Raw genomic sequence first — 18,811 nt, forward strand, 5'->3', positions numbered from 1 at the left:
GGACTGGAATGTAGGATTGCAGCGTCGCAATGAAAATAGGCAAGCATGAAAACTGTCATTGCAAATCCGCAATACCAGCTGGCCGCTTCCGACCTTGAAATCCTGCTGGCGCTGGTGCGTGGCAAGACCCTGGCGGAAGCCGGCGCGCGGCTGGGCGCGGACGCCTCCACCGTGTTCCGCGCGGTGCAGCGGATCGAGAAGCACCTGGGCCAGCGCCTGTTCGAGCGGTCGCGCCGGGGCTACCTGCCGTCAGACGCCATGCTGGCCATGGCGAGCCACGCCGAGCGCATCGAGGCCGAACTGGAAGCCGCGCGCGCCGCCGCCCGCGGCCCGGCGGACCCGGTGTCGGGCCGGGTGCGGCTGACCACCACCGACTCGGTGCTGCGTGGCGTGGTGCTGCCGGTGCTGCCCGCGCTGGCGCGCGAGCACCCGCTGCTGCAGCTGGAACTGCGCAGCACCAACGAGGTGCTGAGCCTGACCCGGCGCGACGCCGACCTGGCGCTGCGCGCGGTCAGCCCCACGCAAAAGCCGCCGGACCACCTGATCGGGCGGCCCCTGGGCACGCTGCGCTTCGTGGCCTGCGCCGCGCGGGCCCTGCCGCCCAGGCAGCGGCGCCTGCCGCTGGAGCAGCAGGACTGGGTGGCGCCCGACGAAGCCATGCCCGAGCACCCCTCGGTGCGCTGGCGCCGCAAGGCGCTGCCGCGCGTCACGCCGCGCCACCTGGTGGACGGCATCGTGGGCGTGGCCGACGCGCTGCAATGCGGCCTGGGCGTGGGCGTGCTGCCGCTGTTCATGCTGGCGCAGGTGCCGTCGCTGGTGGCCCTGAGCGAGCCGCTGGCCGACTGCGAATCGCAGCTGTGGCTGCTGGCGCACCCCGAGTCGCGGCACCTGCGCCGCATTGCCACGGTCTACCAGCACCTGGCGGCCACCATCCGCCTGCCCTGAAGCAGGTGGGCGGGTAGACTCGCTGAATGTCCCCCGAGGCCGCTCCCGACCCGTCCCGCTGCCCGCTGTGCGGCGAGCCCAACCAGTGCGCCATGGAGCTGGAACGCAGCACCGGCGTGGCGCAGGGCCCCTGCTGGTGCACCCAGGTGGACTTTGCGCCGGCCCTGCTGGCCCGCGTGCCCGAAGCCGCCCGGCGGCAAGCCTGCATCTGCCGGCGCTGCGCCACCGCCGCACCCGACACCCCATGAACCCCGAGGCGACGATCGGCGCGCTGCGCGCCCGCTACGGCGAGCGCTACCGCTGGCTGCTGCTGATGTCGGTGATGGTCGGCACCATGGCCTCGATCATGTCGTCCACCATCGTCAATGTGGCGATTCCCGACATGAGCCACCACTTCGTGCTGGACCAGTCGCGGGCCCAGTGGGTCAGCTCGGGCTTCATGGTGGCCATGACCGTGTCGATGCTGACCACGCCCTGGCTGCTGGCGCGCTACGGCTACCGCCGCACCTACGTGGGCACCATGCTGCTGCTGATGGGCGGCGGCATCGTGGGCGGGCTGGCCAGCGTGTACCCGCTGGTGCTGGCGGCGCGCGTGGCCGAAGGCCTGGCGGCCGGCGTGGTGCAGCCGATCCCCGCCATCATCATGCTGCGCGCCTTCGAGCCGCGCGAGCAGGGCCGCGCAAGCGGGCTGTTCGGCATGGGCGTGGTGCTGGCGCCGGCCATTGGCCCCAGCATTGGCGGGGTGCTGGTGGACTGGTTTGGCTGGCGCTCGATCTTCTTCATGGTGGTGCCGTTCTGCCTGCTGTCGATCTGGCTGGCGCGCAAGTTCGTGCCGGTGAGCGCGCCCGGCGGGCTGGCCGCCGAGGGCGGGCCGTCACTGGACTGGCGCGGCCTGCTGCTGGGCGGGGTGGGCACGCTGTGCCTGCTCAACGGCCTGGTGCAGCTGCACGGCAACTCACGGGCGGTGGCCGCGGCGCTGCTGGTGGCCGCGCTCGTCGCGCTGGTGGCCTTTGTCTGGTGGCAAAAGCGCGCGGCCGCCTCGGGCCGCGAACCCCTGATGAACCTGGCGCTGTTTCGCTACCGCACCTTCGCCATGGGCAGCATCGTGGCCTTCATCTATGGCACGGCGCTGTTTGGCTCCACCTACCTGCTGCCGGTGTACATGCAGCTGGGGCTCAAGCTGTCGGCCTCGCATGTGGGCACCATCCTGTTGCCGGCGGGGCTGGTGCTGGCCGCCACCATTGCCATCGTGGGCCGGCTGACCAACCGCCTGCCCACCTGGGTGCTGGTGAGCACCGGGCTGGCGCTGCTCACCGCCTCGTTCGCGCTGATGCCCACCGTGGGCCTGGGCACGGCGCTGTGGGTGCTGGTGGCCTGGGCCGTGCTGGGACGCATCGGGCTGGGCTTCATACTGCCGTCGCTCAACCTGGGCTCCATGCGGCCGCTGGACAATGCGCTGATTCCGCATGGCGCCAGTGCCATCAATTTCCTGCGCATGCTGGGCGGCGCCGCGGGCGTCAACCTGTGCGCCATCGTGCTGGAGTGGCGCATTGCCGCGCATGGCGACTCGCTGGCCAATCCGGACACCAGCCTGGCGCGGCTCGCCGCGTTCAACGAGTCGTTCATGTTCCTGGCCGCGCTGTGCGCGCTGGCCATGGTGGCGGCCTCGCAGCTGCGCGACGCGCCGCGCGCCACCGGACCCGCGGACGCATAGCCCATGTGCCAGCTCCTTGGAATGAACTGCAACACGCCCACCGACGTGATGTTCAGCTTTGCCGGGTTCGCGCAGCGCGGCGGCCGCACTGACCACCATGCCGACGGCTGGGGCATCGCCTTCTTCGAGGACAAGGGGCTGCGCCATTTTGTGGACCACCTGCCGGCCTGTGATTCGCCGGTGGCGGAGCTGATCCGCCGCTACCCGATCCGCAGCCGCAACGTCATTGCCCACATCCGCAAGGCCACGCAGGGCGCGGTGAACCTGCAGAACTGCCACCCGTTCGTGCGCGAGCTGTGGGGCCGCTACTGGGTGTTCGCGCACAACGGCGACGTGCCCGGCTTCCAGCCACGGCTGCACGGGGGGTTCCGCCCCGTGGGCAACACCGACAGCGAGCGCGCGTTCTGCTGGTTGATGCAGGAACTGGCCAAGTCCCATGCCAGCGTGCCCAGCGTGGCCGAACTCACGCTCACGCTGCGCGAACTGGCACCGCAGGTGGCCCGCCACGGCACCTTCAATTTCATGCTGTCCAACGGCGAGGCGCTGTGGGCCCATGCCTCCACCCACCTGCACTATGTGGAGCGCCGGCACCCCTTCACCCATGCCCAGCTGGCCGACGAGGACCTGAGCATCGACTTCGCGCTGGCCACCACGCCGCAGGACAGGGTGGCCGTGGTGGTGACCACCCCGCTGACCACCAACGAGAACTGGACCACCTTCCGTCCCGGCGAACTCAGGGTGTTCGTGGACGGCGCGTCCATCGGGCCCTGACGCCCGGCGCCCGCCGCGCCAGGCCCGCCGCCAGCAGCAACAGGCCCAGGCCCAGCAGCCCGGGCCAGCCGACCGCGCCGCCGCCCCCGGAGGCCGATGACGCGGGGGGCGGGGTCACGGCGCCGCTGCTGTTGACCAGCACCGTGTCCTGGCTGGCGCGCCCGAGGTTGTCGGTGACGCGCAGTTGAAAGCTGAAGCTTCCGGCCACCGCGGGCAGGACCAGGGTGGCCGTGACGGCATTGCTGCCCTGCAGCGTCACGGCAGCCCCGCTCACCTGCGTCCAGAGATAGGACTGGATCGTCGCGCCCGGCGCCGCCGCGCTCGCCGCCCCGCTCAGCACCAGCGTGGCGCCGGGTTGCTGGGTGCCGGTCACGGCGATGTTGACCATGGGGCTGACGGCGGCATCCAGCGCGCCCGGCCCGTCGAGCAAACCGGCGCCGCAGGCGGAGGTCGTGCAGTTACAGGTGGCGGAGGTCCCGGTGCTGCTGCACTGGGCAAAGAACGGGCTGGACACATGGGGCCGCGCGCCCTGCTTCATCCGGCTCACGATCTGGGCCGGGCTCAGCGCGGGGTTGACCGACAGCATCAGCGCCGCGACGCCCGCGGCCAGCGGGGCCGAGAAACTGGTGCCGATCTTGTCGCCATAGGTGTCGATGACCGGGCCACGCACGCCGGTGTTGTCCAGCGAATGCAGACCCAGCGTGCCATCGCCGCCCGGTGCCATCAGTGCCATGTTGGCGCCCACATTGGAGTAATTCACCTTGAGCCCGTCGGCCCGCACGGCGCCCACGGCCAGCACGTTGCGGCAGTCGGCCGGGCGGCGCAGCACGCTGCCCTCGTTGCCCGCCGCCACCACCAGCAGCGAGCCGGCCGCCGTGATCTCGTCGATCACGTTCTGGTAGCTGGCCGTGCAGGGGCTGTCGCCCCCGAAACTCAGGTTGATGATGCGCGCCGGATTGGCGTTGGCCGGCACGCCCGCCACCGGCAGGCCGGCGGCCCAGCGCATGCCGTCGAGGATGTCGCTGAGAAACGCGCCGCATTTGCCCGACACGCGCACCGGCAGCACACGCGCGCCCCAGCTCACGCCCGCCACCCCGGTGGCGTTGTTGGTGAGCGCGCCGATCTGCCCCGCAATGAAGGTGCCATGCCAGGAGCTGTTCTCGGCCGTGCAGCCGGCGAACAGGCCGCTGCTGGATTCCGCGGTGGTGACCCAGTCGCCGGGGTCGCTCGGGTCGGCGTCGCGGCCGTCGCCGTCGTTGGCGAACTCCACCTCGCTGACAAAGTCATAGCCCGGCACCAGCTTGCCCGCGAGATCGGGGTGCGAGGGCCGGATGCCGGTGTCGAGCACGGCCACGGTCACGTTGGTGCCGGTGCTGCGGTCCCAGGCCGCCGGCATGTTCAGGGGCGACTTGTTGACGGCTGGCGCCTGCAGGTGCCATTGGCGCGAGGCGAACAGCGGGTCGTTGGGCACGGCCTGCCGCTTGATCAGCACATCGGGCTCGACCGACTCGACGTCCGGGTTGTAGCGCATGCGCTGCGCCAGGGTGTCCAGCGCCGCGCCCTGCAGCGGCTGGTTGAACTGGATCACGTGGTAGGCCCCGCTGATCTGGCGTGACGCGCGCATGGCCACGCCCGACGACTGGGCCACCGCGCTGATGCGTTCACGCGCCGACTGCGGCGCCTCGCGGCCCGCGGCCGCCGGCACGGCCTTGAGCTGGACGATCAGGCCACGCGCCAGCGGCGCGGTCTGCCCCCAGGCCTGGCCGGCCAGGCACAGCAGGCTGCAGACCGTCAGGCCGGTGGACACCAGGAAGCGGGATAAGGGATTCATGCCTGCTTTTGTAGCACACGCTTGTACCTGGCCCGTGAAGCCGGGGCCAGAATGCGGCATGAGCTTATGGATCTGGCATGCACACGAATGGCCGCAACACCCCTGGACGCTCTGGACCGCCGCGCTGGTCCACCTGGGCGCGGCGCACGCGCTGGCCAATGCCCTGGCCCTGATCGGCCTGGTCTGGCTGGCCCGCACCTGGGCCCTGGGCTGGCCCACCGCGGCCGCCGCGCTGGCGGCCTGGCCCATGTCGATCGCGGCCCTGGCTTTCTGGCCCGCGGTGCAGAGTTACCAGGGGCTGTCCGGCCCGCTGCACGGGCTGGCCGCCGCCATGGCGCTGCACCACGGCCTGCGCGGTGGCCGCCGCCCACCCGCGGGCGCGGTGGTGCTGGCACTGGGCCTGGCCCTGAAGCTCGGGCTGGAGCGCGGCTGGGCCCTGCCACTGGGCTTTGATCCGGACTGGGGCTTCAATGTGGTTTATGCCTCGCACCTCACGGGGGCCGTGTGCGGACTGCTGTGCGGGCTGGTGACCGCGCGCTGGCTCGCGCCGCCGCGCGGCTGACGCGGAGGCGGTGGCGTCTCAGAGCACCTCGAACAGCTTCTGGCGCAGCTCGGGCAGGCGCTTGGCCCCGGCGCGGCTGTCGGCCATGGCTTCGACCCAGGCCGGATAGACACTGCGCAGGTCGGCCGCGCCCTTGCACGCGAAGATCGACTCGATGAGCGACAGGCGCATGTTCTGCCCGAACATGGTGTTGATGGTGTTGATCATGAAGTTACGCGCCATTTCAATTTCCTTGGCGCTGCGGGCCTCGGCGGGCGGCAGGCTCGCCATTTCCGGGTGGGCGTCGGCGCCACTGCCGCTCGCGGCAAGCGGCGCCGGTTCGGTCGCGGCGGCCGCCGGACCGGCACTGGCCGCCGCGACCGACACGGCCTCGACACAGCCCTGCGCGATCAATTGGGCCATGACGGCCGGCAGGTCCGGGCCGGTGAGGGCCGCCAGATCGGCACCGGTGCGGTGGCCGTCCACCATGATCAGCACGCTGCGCAGCTTGGGGGTCAGCCCGAGCGCGCGGGTCTTGATCTCCAGCTGCCCCGTTTCGGTCTTGGCAAACACTGTTTTCGTGATATCAGGCAAGGCATCGGCCATGAGGGTCCCCTCGTTTGAATTGTTCGAGGGCACCCTTGCATCCACATCCAGCGCCTGATTGAGTGCCCGCGATCATTCTGCGGCAGTTTCCGCGCGCGACACAAGCTAGGTAAAGACCGGATACGCGCAGGCACCGCGCGCCGGCGTCAGGCCGCCGCGGATTGCTGCACCGCAGCTTCGAGCGCGTTGGTGAACATGGCCGGCACGTCAAAGCCGGCCTGCTGCTGGATTTCCTGGAAGCAGGTCGGGCTGGTCACGTTGATTTCGGTCAGCCGGTCGCCGATCACGTCCATGCCCACCAGCAGCAGGCCGCGGCGGTTGAGCACGGGGCCGATGGCGCGCGCCATCTCCAGGTCGGTGGCCGACAGCGGCTGCGCCACGCCCAGGCCGCCGGCGGCCAGGTTGCCGCGCACCTCGGTGCCTTGCGGGATCCGCGCCAGGCTGAAGGGCACGGGGTCGCCGCCGATGATGAGGATGCGCTTGTCGCCCTGCGTGATCTCGGGCACGAAGCGCTGGACCATGATGGTTTCGGCGCCGTCCTTGTTCAGCGTCTCGATGATGGAGCCCAGGTTCAGCGCGTCCGCCTTGACGCGGAAAATCCCCATGCCGCCCATGCCATCCAGCGGCTTGAGGATGATGTCCTGGTGCTCGGCGTGGAAGCGCCGCACTTCGTCGGCGCTGCGCGTCACGATCGTGGGGCTCACATGCTGCGGGAACTCCATGATGGCGAGCTTCTCGGGGTGGTCGCGCAGGGTGCGGGGCTTGTTGAAGACGCGGGCCCCGTCGCGCTCGGCCTGCTCCAGCAGGTGGGTGGCGTAGAAGTACTCGCTGTCAAACGGCGGGTCCTTGCGCATCACGATGGCGTCAAAGTCCCGCAGCGCGGCCCCGGGCTGCGGCGTTTCACGGAACCAGTCGTCCAGCGTGCCGGTCAGCGAGATGCGGCGCACGTCGGCGCGCACCACGTCGCCGGAGCGCCAGACCAGGTCGCGCGGCTCGCAGGCCGCGATGCCATGGCCGCGGCGAAAGGCCTCGCGCATCATCGAGAACGTGGTGTCCTTGTAGGTCTTGAAGGCTTCGAGGGGGTCGGCGACAAAGAGGATGTTCATGGCGTGGAGGGGTTGCGTCGCCCGTACTGTTGCACAAACAGCGTGATCGCGCCCGCGACCACTCCCCAAAACGCCGAGCCGATCCCGGCTATTGCCACGCCGCTGAGCGTGACCAGGAAGGTGATGAGCGCGGCCTCGCGGTGCGATTCGTCGCGCAGCGCGGCGGCCAGGCCGCTGCCGATGGTGCCCAGCAGGGCCAGCCCGGCGATCGCCACCACCAGTTCCTTGGGGAAGGCCGTGAGCAGGCCCGTGACCGCGGCGCCGAAAATGCCGATCAGCACATACAGCGCGCCACAGCACACGGCCGCGGTGTAGCGCCGCGCGGGGTCCTCGTGGGCTTCGCGGCCCATGCAGATGGCCGCGGTGATGGCCGACAGGCACAGCGCAAAGGCGCCGAAGGGTGCCAGCACCAGCATGGCCAGCCCCGTCACGGTGATGAGCCGGGAGATCGGCATGTCATAGCCCGCCGCGCGGATCGCCGCCACGCCCGGCAGGTTCTGCGAGGCCATGGTCACCACAAACAGGGGCAGTGCCAGGCTGGTGATGGCGCCCAGACTGAAGGCCGGGGCCGTGAACACCGGCACCGCGAAGTCAAAAGTGATGCGGGTCCAGACCAGCTGGCCATTCATTGCTACAAAACAGATAGCAACGAGCAGCGTGACCACCACCGCGTAACGCGGCGCCACGCGCCGCGCCAGCAGGTAGCTGCCCAGCATCAGCAACACCAGCGGCAAGGCGGTCTGGGCGGCCGCAAAGGCCTGCAGCCCGAAGCGGGCCAGCACCCCGGCCAGCAGCGCCGAGGCAATGGCCATGGGAATGCGGCTCATGACCTTCTCGAACCAGCCGGTCACGCCGAACAGCGTGATCAGCGCGCCGCAGACCAGGAACGCCCCCACCGCCTCGGCCATGGAAAACCCGCCCGCCAGGCCGGCCGTGGCCAGCACCGCGGCGCCCGGCGTGGACCAGGCGACCATGACCGGCTGGCGCAGGATCAGCGAGGGGACGGCGGTGCACAAGCCCATGCCCAGACCCAGGGCCCACATCCAGGAGGTGATGAGCTCGGGGCTGGCGTTGAAGGCCTGGGCGGCCTGGAAGACAATGGCCACGGAGCTGGTGAAGCCCACGAGCACGGCGACGAAGCCTGCGACAAAAGCCGACAGGCTGAGGTCCTTGAAAAATTGCATGGCGCAATTGTGCCCGGCACGACTCCTGCTCCAGCGCCCCACCGCACCCGAACGACACAGGCCTGCCATGACGAACCCACCTGATTCCTCCGCCCTGCCGCCGCCCCCGGCCCTCGAACCGGGGCCGCTGATCGACGAATACCTGCGCATCCTCATGATCCCGGACCCGGATGGCGTGCGGCATTTTGTCTCGCCCGGGCTGCAGATCCGCTTCACGGGCGGGCGCCGCATGACGGCGCCCGGCGACACCTCGGCCTTCAACGCCCAGCGCTACGCCTGGGTCAGGAAGCGCATCGAGCGCACCGAGGTGGTCAGCGGCGGCACGCCCGAGGAAACCGTGGTCTACAGCCTGGGCACGCTGTACGGCGCCTGGCCCGATGGCACGCCCTTTGAAGGCAACCGCTATGTGGACCGCTACGTGGTGAGCCACGGCCTGATCACGCAAATGGATGTCTGGAACGACAGCGCCGAGTGGCTGCTGGTGCGCGCCGGACTGGCCACGTCATGAGCAGCGAGGCCCGCTGGCGCCACGCCCTGCCCGGCCATGGCCGGTTCGACTACCAGCCCATCACGCGCCGGCCCGACTACCACTGGCCCGGCGGTGCCCGGCTGGCCGTGTACCTGGGCTTCAACCTCGAACATTTTGCGTTTGGCGACGGCCTGGGGGCCTGCCTGGGCCCCGCCTCACCGCAGCCCGACGTGCTCAACTACAGCTGGCGCGAGTACGGCAACCGGGTCGGTGCCTGGCGCTGCCTGGACCTGTTCGACAGCCTGCAGCTGCCGGTCGCGGCCCTGATCAACACCGCGCTGTACGACCACTGCCCCGAACTGGTGGCGGCCTGCGTGGCGCGCGGCCATGAGCTGGTGGGCCATGGCCACAGCAACGCCGAACGCCAGGGCGGCTACAGCGAGGCCGCCGAGCGCCAGCTGCTGCAGGAATGCGCGCAGCGCATCGCCACCCACAGCGGCCGCGCACCCGCCGGCTGGCTGTCGCCGTGGATCTCGGAAAGCCTGCTCACCCCCGACCTGCTGGCCGAGACCGGCTACCGCTACACGCTCAACTGGTGCCACGACGACCAGCCCGTGCCCATGCGCACGCGCGGCGGGCCGGCGCTCTGGTCCATCCCCTACCCGCAGGAGATCAACGACATCCCCATGATCATGGCCCGGCAGATGGACGCGCGCGACTTTGCCGACATGGTGATCGACCACTTCGACGAGATGCTGGCGCAGTCGCGCGAGCAGCCGCTGGTGATGGGCATTGCGCTGCACCCGTACATCGTGGGCCAGCCCTACCGTTTGCGGCACCTGCGCCGGGCGCTGACGCACCTGGCCGGCGCGCGCGGCGGCGGCGAGGTCTGGTTCACCACCCCGGGCGCGATCTGCGACCACATGGACCGCCTGGCAGCCGAACAGCCCGCCGCGTGGGGCTGAGGGGCGCCGGGCTCAGATCTCGATCTTGCTGCCCAGTTCCACCACGGAATTGTTGGGCAGGTTGAGGAAGTCGGCCGCGGCGCTCGCGTTGTGGTGCATCTGGGCGAACAGCTTCTCGCGCCAGGGCGCCATGCCGCTGCCAATGGTGGGGATGACGGTGTCGCGCGACAGGAAGTAGCTGGTGCTCATGGGCTCCATCTCGCAGCCGCGCCCGCGGATCTGCTCGAGGGCGCGCGGCAGGTCGGGGTCGTTCTTGAAACCGTAGTTGACGATGACCTGCCAGCAGTGGTGGCCCAGCGACTCGATCTCCACGCGCTTGTCCAGCCCGATCCACGGCACCTCGTGGCTGCGCACCGTGACGAACAGGTTGTGCTCATGCAGCACCTTGTTGTGCTTGAGGTTGTGCAGCAGCGCATTGGGCACGGTGCCGGGTTCGGCGGTGAGGAACACGGCCGAGCCCTCCACGCGCGCGGGCGGGCTCACGAACACGGCCTCGAGGAAGCTGCGCAGGTCGATCGCATCGGCGCGCAGCTTGTCGTTGAGCAGGTGGCGGCCCTGCTTCCAGGTCATCATCAGCGTGAAGACGCCGCCGCCGATCATCAACGGGAACCAGCCGCCCGCGAACAGCTTGAGCATGTTCGAGGCAAAGAAGGTCAGGTCCACGATGAAGAACCAGCCCGTGGCCGCCACGCACAGCGCCAGCGGGTACTTCCAGCCGAAGCGGATCACAAAGAAGGTCAGCACCGTGGTGATCAGCATGTCCAGCGTGACCGCGATGCCGTAGGCCGAGGCCAGGTTGCTTGACGAGCGGAACAGCACCACCGCCAGCACGATGGCCACGAACAGGCCCCAGTTCACGAAGGGGATGTAGATCTGCCCGGTTTCGCGCACGCTGGTGTGCTGGATGTTCAGGCGGGGCAGGTAACCGAGCTGGATGACCTGCTTGGTCACGCTGAAGGCGCCCGTGATCAGGGCCTGCGACGCGATCACCGTGGCCATGGTGGCCAGGCCCACCAGCGGCAGCAGCGCCCATTCGGGCGCCATCAGGAAGAACGGGTTCTTGATGGCGTCGGGGTTCTCCAGCAGCAACGCCCCCTGGCCGAAGTAGTTGAGCGTGAGCGCGGGCATGACCACGCTGAACCAGGCCAGCCGGATCGGCTTCTTGCCGAAATGGCCCAGGTCAGCGTACAGCGCCTCGGCACCGGTGACGCACAGCACCACGGCGCCCAGGATGATGAAGGTGATGCCCGGGTGGCGGAAGATGAAGCCCACCGCATGGTGCGGGCTCAGCGCGCCCAGGATTTCGGGGTGCAGCCTGATGTTCGAGACACCGAGCACCGCCAGCGTGAAGAACCAGAGCAAGGTGATCGGGCCGAAGAATTTGCCAATGCCGCCGGTGCCGCGCTTTTGCAGCGCGAACAGGCAGAACAGCACCACCAGCGTGAGCGGGATCACGTAGCGCGTGAACGCGGGCGAGACCACCTCCAGGCCCTCCACCGCCGACAGCACCGAGATGGCCGGGGTGATGACGCCGTCACCGTAGAACAGCGAGGTGCCGAAGATGCCCACCGCCAGCAGCCACTGGCGCAGCCGGGGCTTGTCCAGCACCGCCTGCGAGGCCAGCGCCAGCATGGCGATCAGCCCGCCCTCGCCGTTGTTGTCGGCCCGCAGCACCAGCACCACGTACTTGAGCGAGACGATGACCGTCAGCGTCCAGAAGAAGATGGAGAGGATGCCGTAGACGTTGCCGTGGGTGAAGGGAACATGGCCGGAGCCAAAGACTTCCTTGACGGCGTACAGGACACTGGTGCCGATGTCGCCGTAGACAACACCGATGGCGCCCAATGTGAGCGCCGCGAGTGACGATTTGGATGCTGACACAAAACCACCCCTTTTTGGCCAGTCCGTGGGCTGGCGGGGTTCCTGAGCTGGGGGACTGCTATTTTGCGCCCCCGGATGCCCCTGTAAACCCGGGTAAAAGGTCTAAAACAGGCCAATCATGGCGTTTTGTTGCAGCGCAGCAACTGAAATGCGACCTCAGTCGTAGATCTCGGCGTCCGGATCGGTGGCTTCCATCTCGTAGCTCGCCGCCAGCATGGCCAGCCGGGCGATCACGCCATACATGTAGAAGCGGTTGGGCGCGCTGGCGCCGGGCTTGACGCCGGGCTGCGGCAGGTGGGTGCTGTCGGCAAAGGCCAGCGGCACGAAGCTGGCCCCGGGTGCGTTGAGGTTCTCGTCCACGCCGCGCTCGGCATGGATGCGGTAGAAGCCGCCCACAACGTAGCGGTCCATCATGTAGACCACGGGCTCGGCCACGGCGTCGTTCATGCGCTCGTTGGTCAGCACGCCTTCCTGGATGATGACGTCGTGCGTGCCCGAACCCGCCTTGCCGGCGGGCACCTTGCCCCTGGCCTTGAGGCTCAGCGCCTCGAGGTCCTTGACCTCGCGCACCGTCATGATGCCCATGCCGTCGCTGCCGTTGTCGGCCTTGACCACCACAAACGGCTTCTCGTTGATGCCGTATTCCTTGTACTTCTTGCGCACGCGGGTCAGCAGGGCGTCGACATTGCTGGTCAGGCAGTCCATGCCCGTGCCCTGGTCAAAGTTGACCTCGCCGCACTTGTTGAACATCGGGTTGATCAGCCAGGGGTCGATGCCCAGCAGCTTGCCAAAGCGCTTGGACACTTCTTCATAGCTCTGGAAGTGGTTGCTCTTGCGCCGCACGCTCCAGCCCGCGTGCAGCGGCGGCAGCAGGTACTGCTCGTGCAGCTCTTCCAGAATGCCGGGCGCGCCGGCCGTGAGGTCGTTGTTCAGCAGGATGGTGCAGGGGTCGAAGTCCTTGAGCCCCAGCCGCCGCTTGCTGCGGATCACCGGCTCCAGCGTGATCTGCTCGCCCGTGGGCAGGTCCACCACGGTGGGCACCTTGATGTCGGGATTGATCGAGCCGATCCGCACATTGAGCCCGGCCATGTGGAAGATGCGCTTGAGCTGGGCCAGGTTGCTCAGGTAGAAGGTGTTGCGGGTGTGGTGGTTCTCCGGAATCACCAGCAGGTTCTTGGCCTCGGGGCAGATCTTCTCGATGGCGGCCATGGCCGACTGCACGGCCAGCGGCAGCATCTCGGGCGTGAGGTGGTTCCAGCCACCCGGGTACAGGTTGGTGTCCACGGGCGCGAGCTTGAAGCCCGCGTTACGTATGTCGACCGAGCTGTAGAACGGCGGGGTGTGTTCCATCCATTCGAGGCGGAACCAGCGCTCGATCGCGGGCATGGAGTCGAGCACGCGTTGCTCGAGCTCGTTGATCGGGCCGGTCAGGGCGGTGATGAGGTGCGGAACCATGCGGCCTTCTTCGTGGCGGTGGGGAATATTTGACTGGGATTGTAGGGATTTAGGGGCGCTTGCCCAACTTGCAAGGCCGTCCCGCGCGGGCCCGCCCGGCCTCAGGTGCGGACTTCGCCCTGACCCAGCACCACATACTTGAGCGAAGTGAGCCCTTCCAGCCCCACCGGCCCGCGGGCGTGGAACTTGTCGGTGCTGATGCCGATTTCAGCGCCCAGGCCGAACTCGAAACCATCAGCGAAGCGGGTACTCGCATTGACCATGACGCTGGCCGAATCGACCTCGCGCAAAAACCGCTGGGCATGCACGTGGTCGGTGGTCAGGATGGCGTCGGTGTGGTGGCTGCTGTAGTGGTTGATGTGGGCGATGGCCTCGTCCACGCCGGCCACCACCTTGATGCTGATGATGGGCGCGAGGTATTCCTCGGACCAGTCCTGCTCGGTGGCGTCTTGCAGCAGAGCTTCGGCAGGCCTGTCCTGAGCCCCGTCGAAGGGCCCAGCCCGAACGGGTGTTTGACCGCTCAGCCTGAGCTTGTCGAAGGCTTCTTGCAGGATGGCCTTCGCTTCAGCGTCGCAGCGCATCTCCACCCCCTTGGCGGCGTAGATGGCGCCGATCAGCGGCAGAAATCCGGCCGCCACACCACGGGCCACCAGCAGGCCCTCGCTGGCATTGCAAGGGCTGTATTTCTGGGTCTTGGCGTTGTCGGCCACCTTGACCGCCATGGCGATGTCGCAGGGGTCGTCCACGTAAACATGGCAATTGCCGTCCAGGTGCTTGATGACCGGCACCTTGGCCTCGCGGCTGATGCGCTCGATCAGGCCCTTGCCGCCGCGCGGGATGATGACGTCCACGTATTGCGGCATGGCGATGAGCTGGCCCACGGCCTCGCGGTCGGTGGTCTGCACCAGCTGCACTGCCTCGGCGGGCAGGCCACTGTCGGTCAGCGCCTGCTGCACCAGCTTCGCCAGTGCCTTGTTGGAGTCGATGGCCTCGGAGCCGCCGCGCAGGATGCAGGCATTGCCGCTCTTGATGCTCAGGCTGGCGGCCTCGATCGTCACGTTCGGGCGGCTCTCGAAGATCATGCCGAACACGCCAATGGGCACGCGCATCTGGCCCACGCGGATGCCGCTGGGCTGCTGCTTCATGCCCATGATCTCGCCAATGATGTCGGGCATGGCGGCCAGCTGCTCGCAGCCCTGGGCCACGGTCTCGATCACCTTGGGCGTGAGCCGCAGCCGGTCGACCATGGGGGCCGGCAGGCCAGCGGATGTGGCGCGTTCCAGGTCGCGCGCGTTGTCGGCCTGCAGGGCCTGCACATTGGCGCGCAACAGCCCGGCCAGCGCCCGCAGTGCTGCATTTTTTGTAGCGGCTGACGCTGACGCCATGCGGGCTGAGGCCTGTTTGGCCTGCACCCCCAGGGTCTGCGTGTATTCGGCGATGTTCAGCGCGTTCATGACGGGATTTTCGCATGCAAGCGCCCGCTCGGCACAGTACCCTCAGCGCAACCCCGTGCGCCGCAGGTCACCGGGCGTGATGTGGAAGGCCCGCACGAACGCCGTCGTGAGATGACTCTGGCTCGAAAAGCCGGCCTCCTCGGCAATCGCCGCCAGAGGCTGGGCCCCGTCCAGCACGAGAGTCCTCGCCCGCCGGAGCCGGGCATCCAGGATGTAGCGGTACGGCGTGCAGGCAAAAGTATTCTTGAACAGGCGCACGAACTGGGTCGGGCTGAATCCGGCCGCCTGGGCCAGCTCGGCGATCGACAGGTTCTGTGCGAGCCGGCTGCGCACCAGGTCCTCGACATGCCTGGCCTGCGCCATGGACAGCTTGCCCCGCTCGCGCCGGGTTCCATAGCGGCCCCCCGCGCGCCGCTGCAGGCGCATGGCCACGCCCAGTGACAGGGACTCGGCGAACAGCGGGCCGTTCACGCAACCGTCGGCCACCTCGCGAACCATGATGCGCAACACCGCGGCCAGATCTTCATCATGGAATTCGATCTCGGAGCGCAAGGGCATCCGGACCATTTGTTCGGCCAGCACGGGGTCGTTGTGCCACCCGGGATCGAACTCCAGCATGATGCGGCGCACACCGTCGCAACGCCAGCGCGAAGTGTCGGCATGACCCCCCGGCGCAAACAGGCCCATGGCGCCCGCGCCCAGCGCGTAGGTGTAGGACCGCGCCCCGTAGTGAAACTCGGCCTGGGCCTGGCCGCAATCCAGCATCGCGAGCAAAGCGTGGCCTCCCACCCCACAACTGCCCGTCAACTCGGGCACCGCCTCGACCCAGCCTATGGGAAGGCCCACCCACTTCGCCATCGATTCACCATCAAGCAGGCTGCGCTCCTCCAGGGGGTTGACCGCGTCATGCCGATCCCGCGCCTTGACCATCCTATGTTCTCCAAATCAGGGGCCGCAAAGGTTACCGGAACACAAGCCCGAGTGTCCCACCCGATGGCTCCCGGCGCCATGCCAAGTTGCTATAGCTGATAGTGGCGGCCGCCGTCGGGAGTAACCCTCGCGAAATGGCGCGTTGATGAAATCCTGAACCGATGTTGAAAGACTCGAACGCGCCCAGGCGCTGGAATCCTGCACTTGATCACAAACATGATGAAGGAGACCATCTTGCCCGCCCGCCCACACCCCCTGCGCTCCCGCGCCACCGCGATCAGCGCCCTCGCCACCACCCTGCTTGCTGCCTGCGGCGGAGGCGGTGGCACCGCCGCTCCCGAAACCCCGAACTTTGACGCTCTGTCCTTCAACCCCACGGCGGCCTGCACGATGCAGGGCATCGGCGCGGCGCGGCTGACGGCGGACGCCGCAGTGACGATCCTGGATGTCTCCAGCGGCAAAACCGGCGACGCGAGCACGGACCGCGCGTACTGCCTGGTCAAAGTCAAGGTGGACCCGCAGGTCAACATCTGGGTCACGCTGCCCAGCAGCAACTGGAACGGCCGCTTCCGCGCCGAGGGCAACGGCGTGTATGCGGGCCCCAGCCAGCTCGGCGTGGCAACGGACTCGGTCAAGCAGGGCTTTGTCGGCACCAAGACCGACACCGGACACACCGGCCCGGCGGGCAGTCCGCTGCCCGACTTCCTCTCCGGTGCTTTTGGCATGCTCTCACCGGGCGTTGCCAACACCCAGTTGCAGAACGACTTCGCCCACCGCTCCATGCACCTCATGGCCGTGGTCGGTAAGCAGCTGACCAAGGCCTTCTACAGCCAGGACCCGGTGCGCTCCTACTGGTACGGCTGTTCGACCGGCGGGCGCCAGGGGCTGATGATGGCCCAGCGCTATCCGGAAGACTTCGATGCCATCCTTGCCGGCGCACCGGCCATTCACTGGGACCGCTTCCAGGCGTACCAGATCTGGCCCCAGGTTGCGATGCGCCAGGAGGCCGGCGGCCCGATGTCAGCCGCCAAGCAGGCCCTGGTGACGCAGCATGCCATCGTGGCCTGCGATGCGCAGGACGGCGTGAAGGACGGCGTGATCGACGACCCCCGAAAATGCGACTACGACCCCGCCAATGACGTGTTGTTGACCCGCGCCAGTTGCACCGGCACCGACAACACCTGCCTGACACCGGGCGAAGCCGCCGGCGTGAAGAAGATCTGGGGCGGCGCGCGCAATGCCAGTGGCGTGCAGCTATGGCCAGGCATCGAGCGCGGCGCGGACATGGGCGCTTTTGCCGGTGCCCAGCCGTTCCCGATCCCGATCGAGCAGGCGCGCTACTGGGTCTACTTTGACCCCGCCTGGGACTGGACAACGCTGAACTACCTCAACTACGAGACCTTCTTCAACGACAACATCCAGAAAGTCGGCCCGGTCATGGCCACCGACAACCCCGACCTCTCGGCCTTCAAGGCCCGCGGCGGCAAGCTCATCATGTACCACGGCTGGTCTGACAACCTGATCATGCCGCAGGGGACGGTGAACTACTACAACCGGGTGCGCCAGACCGTGCCCGACGCCGACGCATTCTCGCGCCTGTACATGGTGCCGGGCATGGGTCATTGCGGCGGGGGTACCGGCGTGACCGACTTCGGACAGGGTGCCAGCGGCGCTGTACCCATGGAACCCAGGACCGATGCATTCCGCGCACTCATGACCTGGTCGGAAAAAGGCGTTGCGCCCAATGACATCGTGGCCACCCGGCTGGAAGCCGGCAAGGCGGTGCGCACCCGCCCGCTGTGCCCCTACCCCAAGGTCGCCAAATACAAGGGCGCGGGGAGCACGGATGAGGCGGCCAGCTTCAGCTGCGAAAACCCGTCATGAGCGGCGCGGCGACGGCCCCTGCTGCACCGTGCATTCACGGCACAGCTGCATGGCCAGCCGCTGCAGCGCCTGCCAGCCTTCGGTGGGCCAGTCCGGTGCCTTCAGGCCCTTGACGATGCCGTCCACCAGGTGCGCGGAATGCAGCAGGTTGTCGATGGCCACGGGCGTGAGGCGCGGCAGCACGCGCTCGAACAGCCGCTCGCGGATGCCCCAGATGCGCTGCTCGCGCAGCGCCATGGGCAGGGGCCGGCCCGCGGCCAGGCTGTCCTTGACGCGCTTGAGCGCCCGGATGTCCTCGGCCAGCGTGTAGTGGACCAGCACCTCGGCCTCGCCCTCGGCCTGCAGGCCATCGAGCATGCGCAGCACCCGCGCCGCCTGCCCGCCCAGCACGGCCTCGGACAGCTTGAACACGTCATAGCGCGCCACATTGAGCACGGCGCTCTCCACCTGGGCCCAGCTCAGTTCGCCCGCGGGGTAGAGCAGCGCGAGTTTCTGGATCTCCTGGTGCGCGGCCAGCAGGTTGCCCTCGACCCGGTCGGCAAAGAACTGCAGGGTGCGCTGACCCTCGTCGCCCGCGGCCACGCGCTGGTCCTGCCGGGACAGGCGCTGGGCAATCCACTGCGGCAGGGCGTTGCGCTCCACCGGCTCCACCTGCAGCGTCACGCCAAAGCTGTCGAGCGCGCCAAACCAGGCGCCGCCCTTGGTCATCTTGTCCAGGCGCGGCAGGATCACCAGCGTGAGCGTGCTGTCATTGCCCTGCGCCGCCTGGGCCAGTTGCTGCAGCGCGGGGCTGCCCTCCTTGCCCGGCTTGCCTGAAGGAATGCGGATTTCGACGATCTGCTTGTCGGCGAACAGGCTCAGCGAGCCTCCGGCCGCGAGCACCTCGCTCCAGTCAAAATGCGCGCCCGCCACGGTATGGACGGTGCGCTCCGTGAAGCCCTGCACGCGCGCCTCGGCGCGGATCGCATCGGCCGCCTCCTGGATCAGCAGGGGCTCGTCGCCATGCAGGGTGTACAGGGACTTGAGGCCCCTTTGCAGGTGCTGGCTGAGTTGGGCGGCGGCAAGCTGCATGGGG

17 protein-coding genes are annotated in these 18,811 nt (G+C 68.4%); 8 read left to right on the forward strand and 9 right to left on the reverse strand.

Going from position 1 to position 18,811, the window contains the following annotated elements; genetic code table 11:
- Window positions 1-45 precede the first annotated feature (45 nt).
- Genes KF796_00690 through KF796_00705 form a run of 4 tightly spaced genes read left to right on the forward strand, consistent with a single transcriptional unit; the run spans window position 46 to window position 3,430 of the window.
- Window positions 46-945, forward strand: coding sequence for a LysR family transcriptional regulator (locus tag KF796_00690; GenBank protein MBX3585129.1), 900 nt, complete (start codon window positions 46-48; stop codon window positions 943-945).
- A 26-nt stretch (window positions 946-971) separates the two neighbouring features.
- A complete protein-coding gene (locus tag KF796_00695) occupies window positions 972-1,193 on the forward strand; it encodes a cysteine-rich CWC family protein (GenBank protein MBX3585130.1) in 222 nt (73 codons plus the stop codon).
- On the forward strand, window positions 1,190-2,659 hold the full coding sequence (locus KF796_00700; GenBank protein MBX3585131.1) for an MFS transporter: 1,470 nt from the start codon (window positions 1,190-1,192) through the stop codon (window positions 2,657-2,659). Before KF796_00695 ends, KF796_00700 begins: the two co-directional genes overlap by 4 nt.
- Before the next feature lie 3 nt (window positions 2,660-2,662).
- Window positions 2,663-3,430, forward strand: a complete 768-nt coding sequence (locus tag KF796_00705; protein MBX3585132.1) for a class II glutamine amidotransferase — start codon at window positions 2,663-2,665, stop codon at window positions 3,428-3,430.
- Here KF796_00705 and KF796_00710 read toward each other — a convergent pair.
- Window positions 3,393-5,261: a S8 family peptidase gene (locus tag KF796_00710; protein ID MBX3585133.1), complete on the reverse strand. Its 1,869-nt coding sequence runs from the start codon at window positions 5,259-5,261 to the stop codon at window positions 3,393-3,395. The two genes, KF796_00705 and KF796_00710, sit on opposite strands and share 38 nt — an antisense overlap.
- Window positions 5,262-5,319: 58 nt before the next feature.
- Between KF796_00710 and KF796_00715 the strand changes: the two genes are divergently transcribed.
- Entirely contained in the window at window positions 5,320-5,823 is a 504-nt protein-coding gene (locus tag KF796_00715; GenBank protein ID MBX3585134.1) for a rhomboid family intramembrane serine protease, read from the forward strand.
- Window positions 5,824-5,841: 18 nt separating this feature from the next.
- Here KF796_00715 and KF796_00720 read toward each other — a convergent pair whose 3' ends face one another.
- The 3 genes from KF796_00720 to KF796_00730 form a co-directional block, all read right to left on the reverse strand.
- Entirely contained in the window at window positions 5,842-6,408 is a 567-nt protein-coding gene (locus KF796_00720) for a hypothetical protein (protein ID MBX3585135.1), read from the reverse strand.
- Between the two features lie 146 nt (window positions 6,409-6,554).
- Complete coding sequence (gene gshB, locus KF796_00725; protein MBX3585136.1) at window positions 6,555-7,514, reverse strand: glutathione synthase; 960 nt, start codon at window positions 7,512-7,514, stop codon at window positions 6,555-6,557.
- Window positions 7,511-8,698: a benzoate/H(+) symporter BenE family transporter gene (locus KF796_00730; GenBank protein MBX3585137.1), complete on the reverse strand. Its 1,188-nt coding sequence runs from the start codon at window positions 8,696-8,698 to the stop codon at window positions 7,511-7,513. The genes gshB and KF796_00730 overlap by 4 nt, the downstream gene beginning before the upstream one ends.
- Window positions 8,699-8,765: 67 nt before the next feature.
- Here KF796_00730 and KF796_00735 point away from each other — a divergent pair, with 67 nt between their 5' ends.
- Window positions 8,766-9,206, forward strand: a complete 441-nt coding sequence (locus KF796_00735) for a nuclear transport factor 2 family protein (protein ID MBX3585138.1) — start codon at window positions 8,766-8,768, stop codon at window positions 9,204-9,206.
- The gene (locus KF796_00740) at window positions 9,203-10,132 is read left to right on the forward strand and encodes a polysaccharide deacetylase family protein (protein MBX3585139.1); all 930 of its coding nucleotides are present in this window, start codon (window positions 9,203-9,205) and stop codon (window positions 10,130-10,132) included. The genes KF796_00735 and KF796_00740 overlap by 4 nt, the downstream gene beginning before the upstream one ends.
- 12 nt (window positions 10,133-10,144) lie before the next feature.
- On the opposite strand, the gene KF796_00745 is transcribed toward KF796_00740, so the two are convergent.
- The 4 genes from KF796_00745 to KF796_00760 form a co-directional block, all read right to left on the reverse strand.
- Window positions 10,145-12,013 carry a potassium transporter Kup gene (locus KF796_00745; protein MBX3585140.1) on the reverse strand — a complete coding sequence of 623 codons (1,869 nt, stop codon included), beginning with the start codon at window positions 12,011-12,013 and terminating at the stop codon, window positions 10,145-10,147.
- Between the two features lie 156 nt (window positions 12,014-12,169).
- The gene (gene gshA / locus KF796_00750; GenBank protein MBX3585141.1) at window positions 12,170-13,468 is read right to left on the reverse strand and encodes a glutamate--cysteine ligase; all 1,299 of its coding nucleotides are present in this window, start codon (window positions 13,466-13,468) and stop codon (window positions 12,170-12,172) included.
- Between the two features lie 101 nt (window positions 13,469-13,569).
- Window positions 13,570-14,922 (reverse strand): glutamate-5-semialdehyde dehydrogenase, encoded by a 1,353-nt coding sequence (locus KF796_00755; protein MBX3585142.1) that lies wholly within the window; start codon window positions 14,920-14,922, stop codon window positions 13,570-13,572.
- Window positions 14,923-14,964: 42 nt separating this feature from the next.
- Window positions 14,965-15,852 (reverse strand): helix-turn-helix transcriptional regulator, encoded by an 888-nt coding sequence (locus tag KF796_00760; GenBank protein ID MBX3585143.1) that lies wholly within the window; start codon window positions 15,850-15,852, stop codon window positions 14,965-14,967.
- A 234-nt stretch (window positions 15,853-16,086) separates the two neighbouring features.
- Between KF796_00760 and KF796_00765 the strand changes: the two genes are divergently transcribed.
- A complete protein-coding gene (locus KF796_00765) occupies window positions 16,087-17,736 on the forward strand; it encodes a tannase/feruloyl esterase family alpha/beta hydrolase (GenBank protein ID MBX3585144.1) in 1,650 nt (549 codons plus the stop codon).
- Here the strand turns inward: KF796_00765 and KF796_00770 are convergent.
- Complete coding sequence (locus tag KF796_00770; GenBank protein ID MBX3585145.1) at window positions 17,731-18,807, reverse strand: DNA polymerase III subunit delta; 1,077 nt, start codon at window positions 18,805-18,807, stop codon at window positions 17,731-17,733. The two genes, KF796_00765 and KF796_00770, sit on opposite strands and share 6 nt — an antisense overlap.
- Between the last annotated feature and the right edge of the window lie 4 nt (window positions 18,808-18,811).

The organism is Ramlibacter sp. (assembly GCA_019635435.1).
In the GTDB taxonomy this organism is placed as follows: Bacteria; Pseudomonadota; Gammaproteobacteria; order Burkholderiales; family Burkholderiaceae_C; genus JAHBZM01.

What these genes read in the sequence shown, in the direction of transcription:
- KF796_00690 (MBX3585129.1), top strand. Translation starts at nt 46, where the DNA reads ATGAAAACTGTCATTGCAAATCCGCAATACCAGCTGGCCGCTTCCGAC.
- KF796_00695 (MBX3585130.1), top strand. Translation starts at nt 972, where the DNA reads ATGTCCCCCGAGGCCGCTCCCGACCCGTCCCGCTGCCCGCTGTGCGGC.
- KF796_00700 (MBX3585131.1), top strand. Translation starts at nt 1,190, where the DNA reads ATGAACCCCGAGGCGACGATCGGCGCGCTGCGCGCCCGCTACGGCGAG.
- KF796_00705 (MBX3585132.1), top strand. Translation starts at nt 2,663, where the DNA reads ATGTGCCAGCTCCTTGGAATGAACTGCAACACGCCCACCGACGTGATG.
- KF796_00710 (MBX3585133.1), bottom strand. Translation starts at nt 5,261, where the DNA reads ATGAATCCCTTATCCCGCTTCCTGGTGTCCACCGGCCTGACGGTCTGC.
- KF796_00715 (MBX3585134.1), top strand. Translation starts at nt 5,320, where the DNA reads ATGAGCTTATGGATCTGGCATGCACACGAATGGCCGCAACACCCCTGG.
- KF796_00720 (MBX3585135.1), bottom strand. Translation starts at nt 6,408, where the DNA reads ATGGCCGATGCCTTGCCTGATATCACGAAAACAGTGTTTGCCAAGACC.
- gshB (MBX3585136.1), bottom strand. Translation starts at nt 7,514, where the DNA reads ATGAACATCCTCTTTGTCGCCGACCCCCTCGAAGCCTTCAAGACCTAC.
- KF796_00730 (MBX3585137.1), bottom strand. Translation starts at nt 8,698, where the DNA reads ATGCAATTTTTCAAGGACCTCAGCCTGTCGGCTTTTGTCGCAGGCTTC.
- KF796_00735 (MBX3585138.1), top strand. Translation starts at nt 8,766, where the DNA reads ATGACGAACCCACCTGATTCCTCCGCCCTGCCGCCGCCCCCGGCCCTC.
- KF796_00740 (MBX3585139.1), top strand. Translation starts at nt 9,203, where the DNA reads ATGAGCAGCGAGGCCCGCTGGCGCCACGCCCTGCCCGGCCATGGCCGG.
- gshA (MBX3585141.1), bottom strand. Translation starts at nt 13,468, where the DNA reads ATGGTTCCGCACCTCATCACCGCCCTGACCGGCCCGATCAACGAGCTC.
- KF796_00755 (MBX3585142.1), bottom strand. Translation starts at nt 14,922, where the DNA reads ATGAACGCGCTGAACATCGCCGAATACACGCAGACCCTGGGGGTGCAG.
- KF796_00760 (MBX3585143.1), bottom strand. Translation starts at nt 15,852, where the DNA reads ATGGTCAAGGCGCGGGATCGGCATGACGCGGTCAACCCCCTGGAGGAG.
- KF796_00770 (MBX3585145.1), bottom strand. Translation starts at nt 18,807, where the DNA reads ATGCAGCTTGCCGCCGCCCAACTCAGCCAGCACCTGCAAAGGGGCCTC.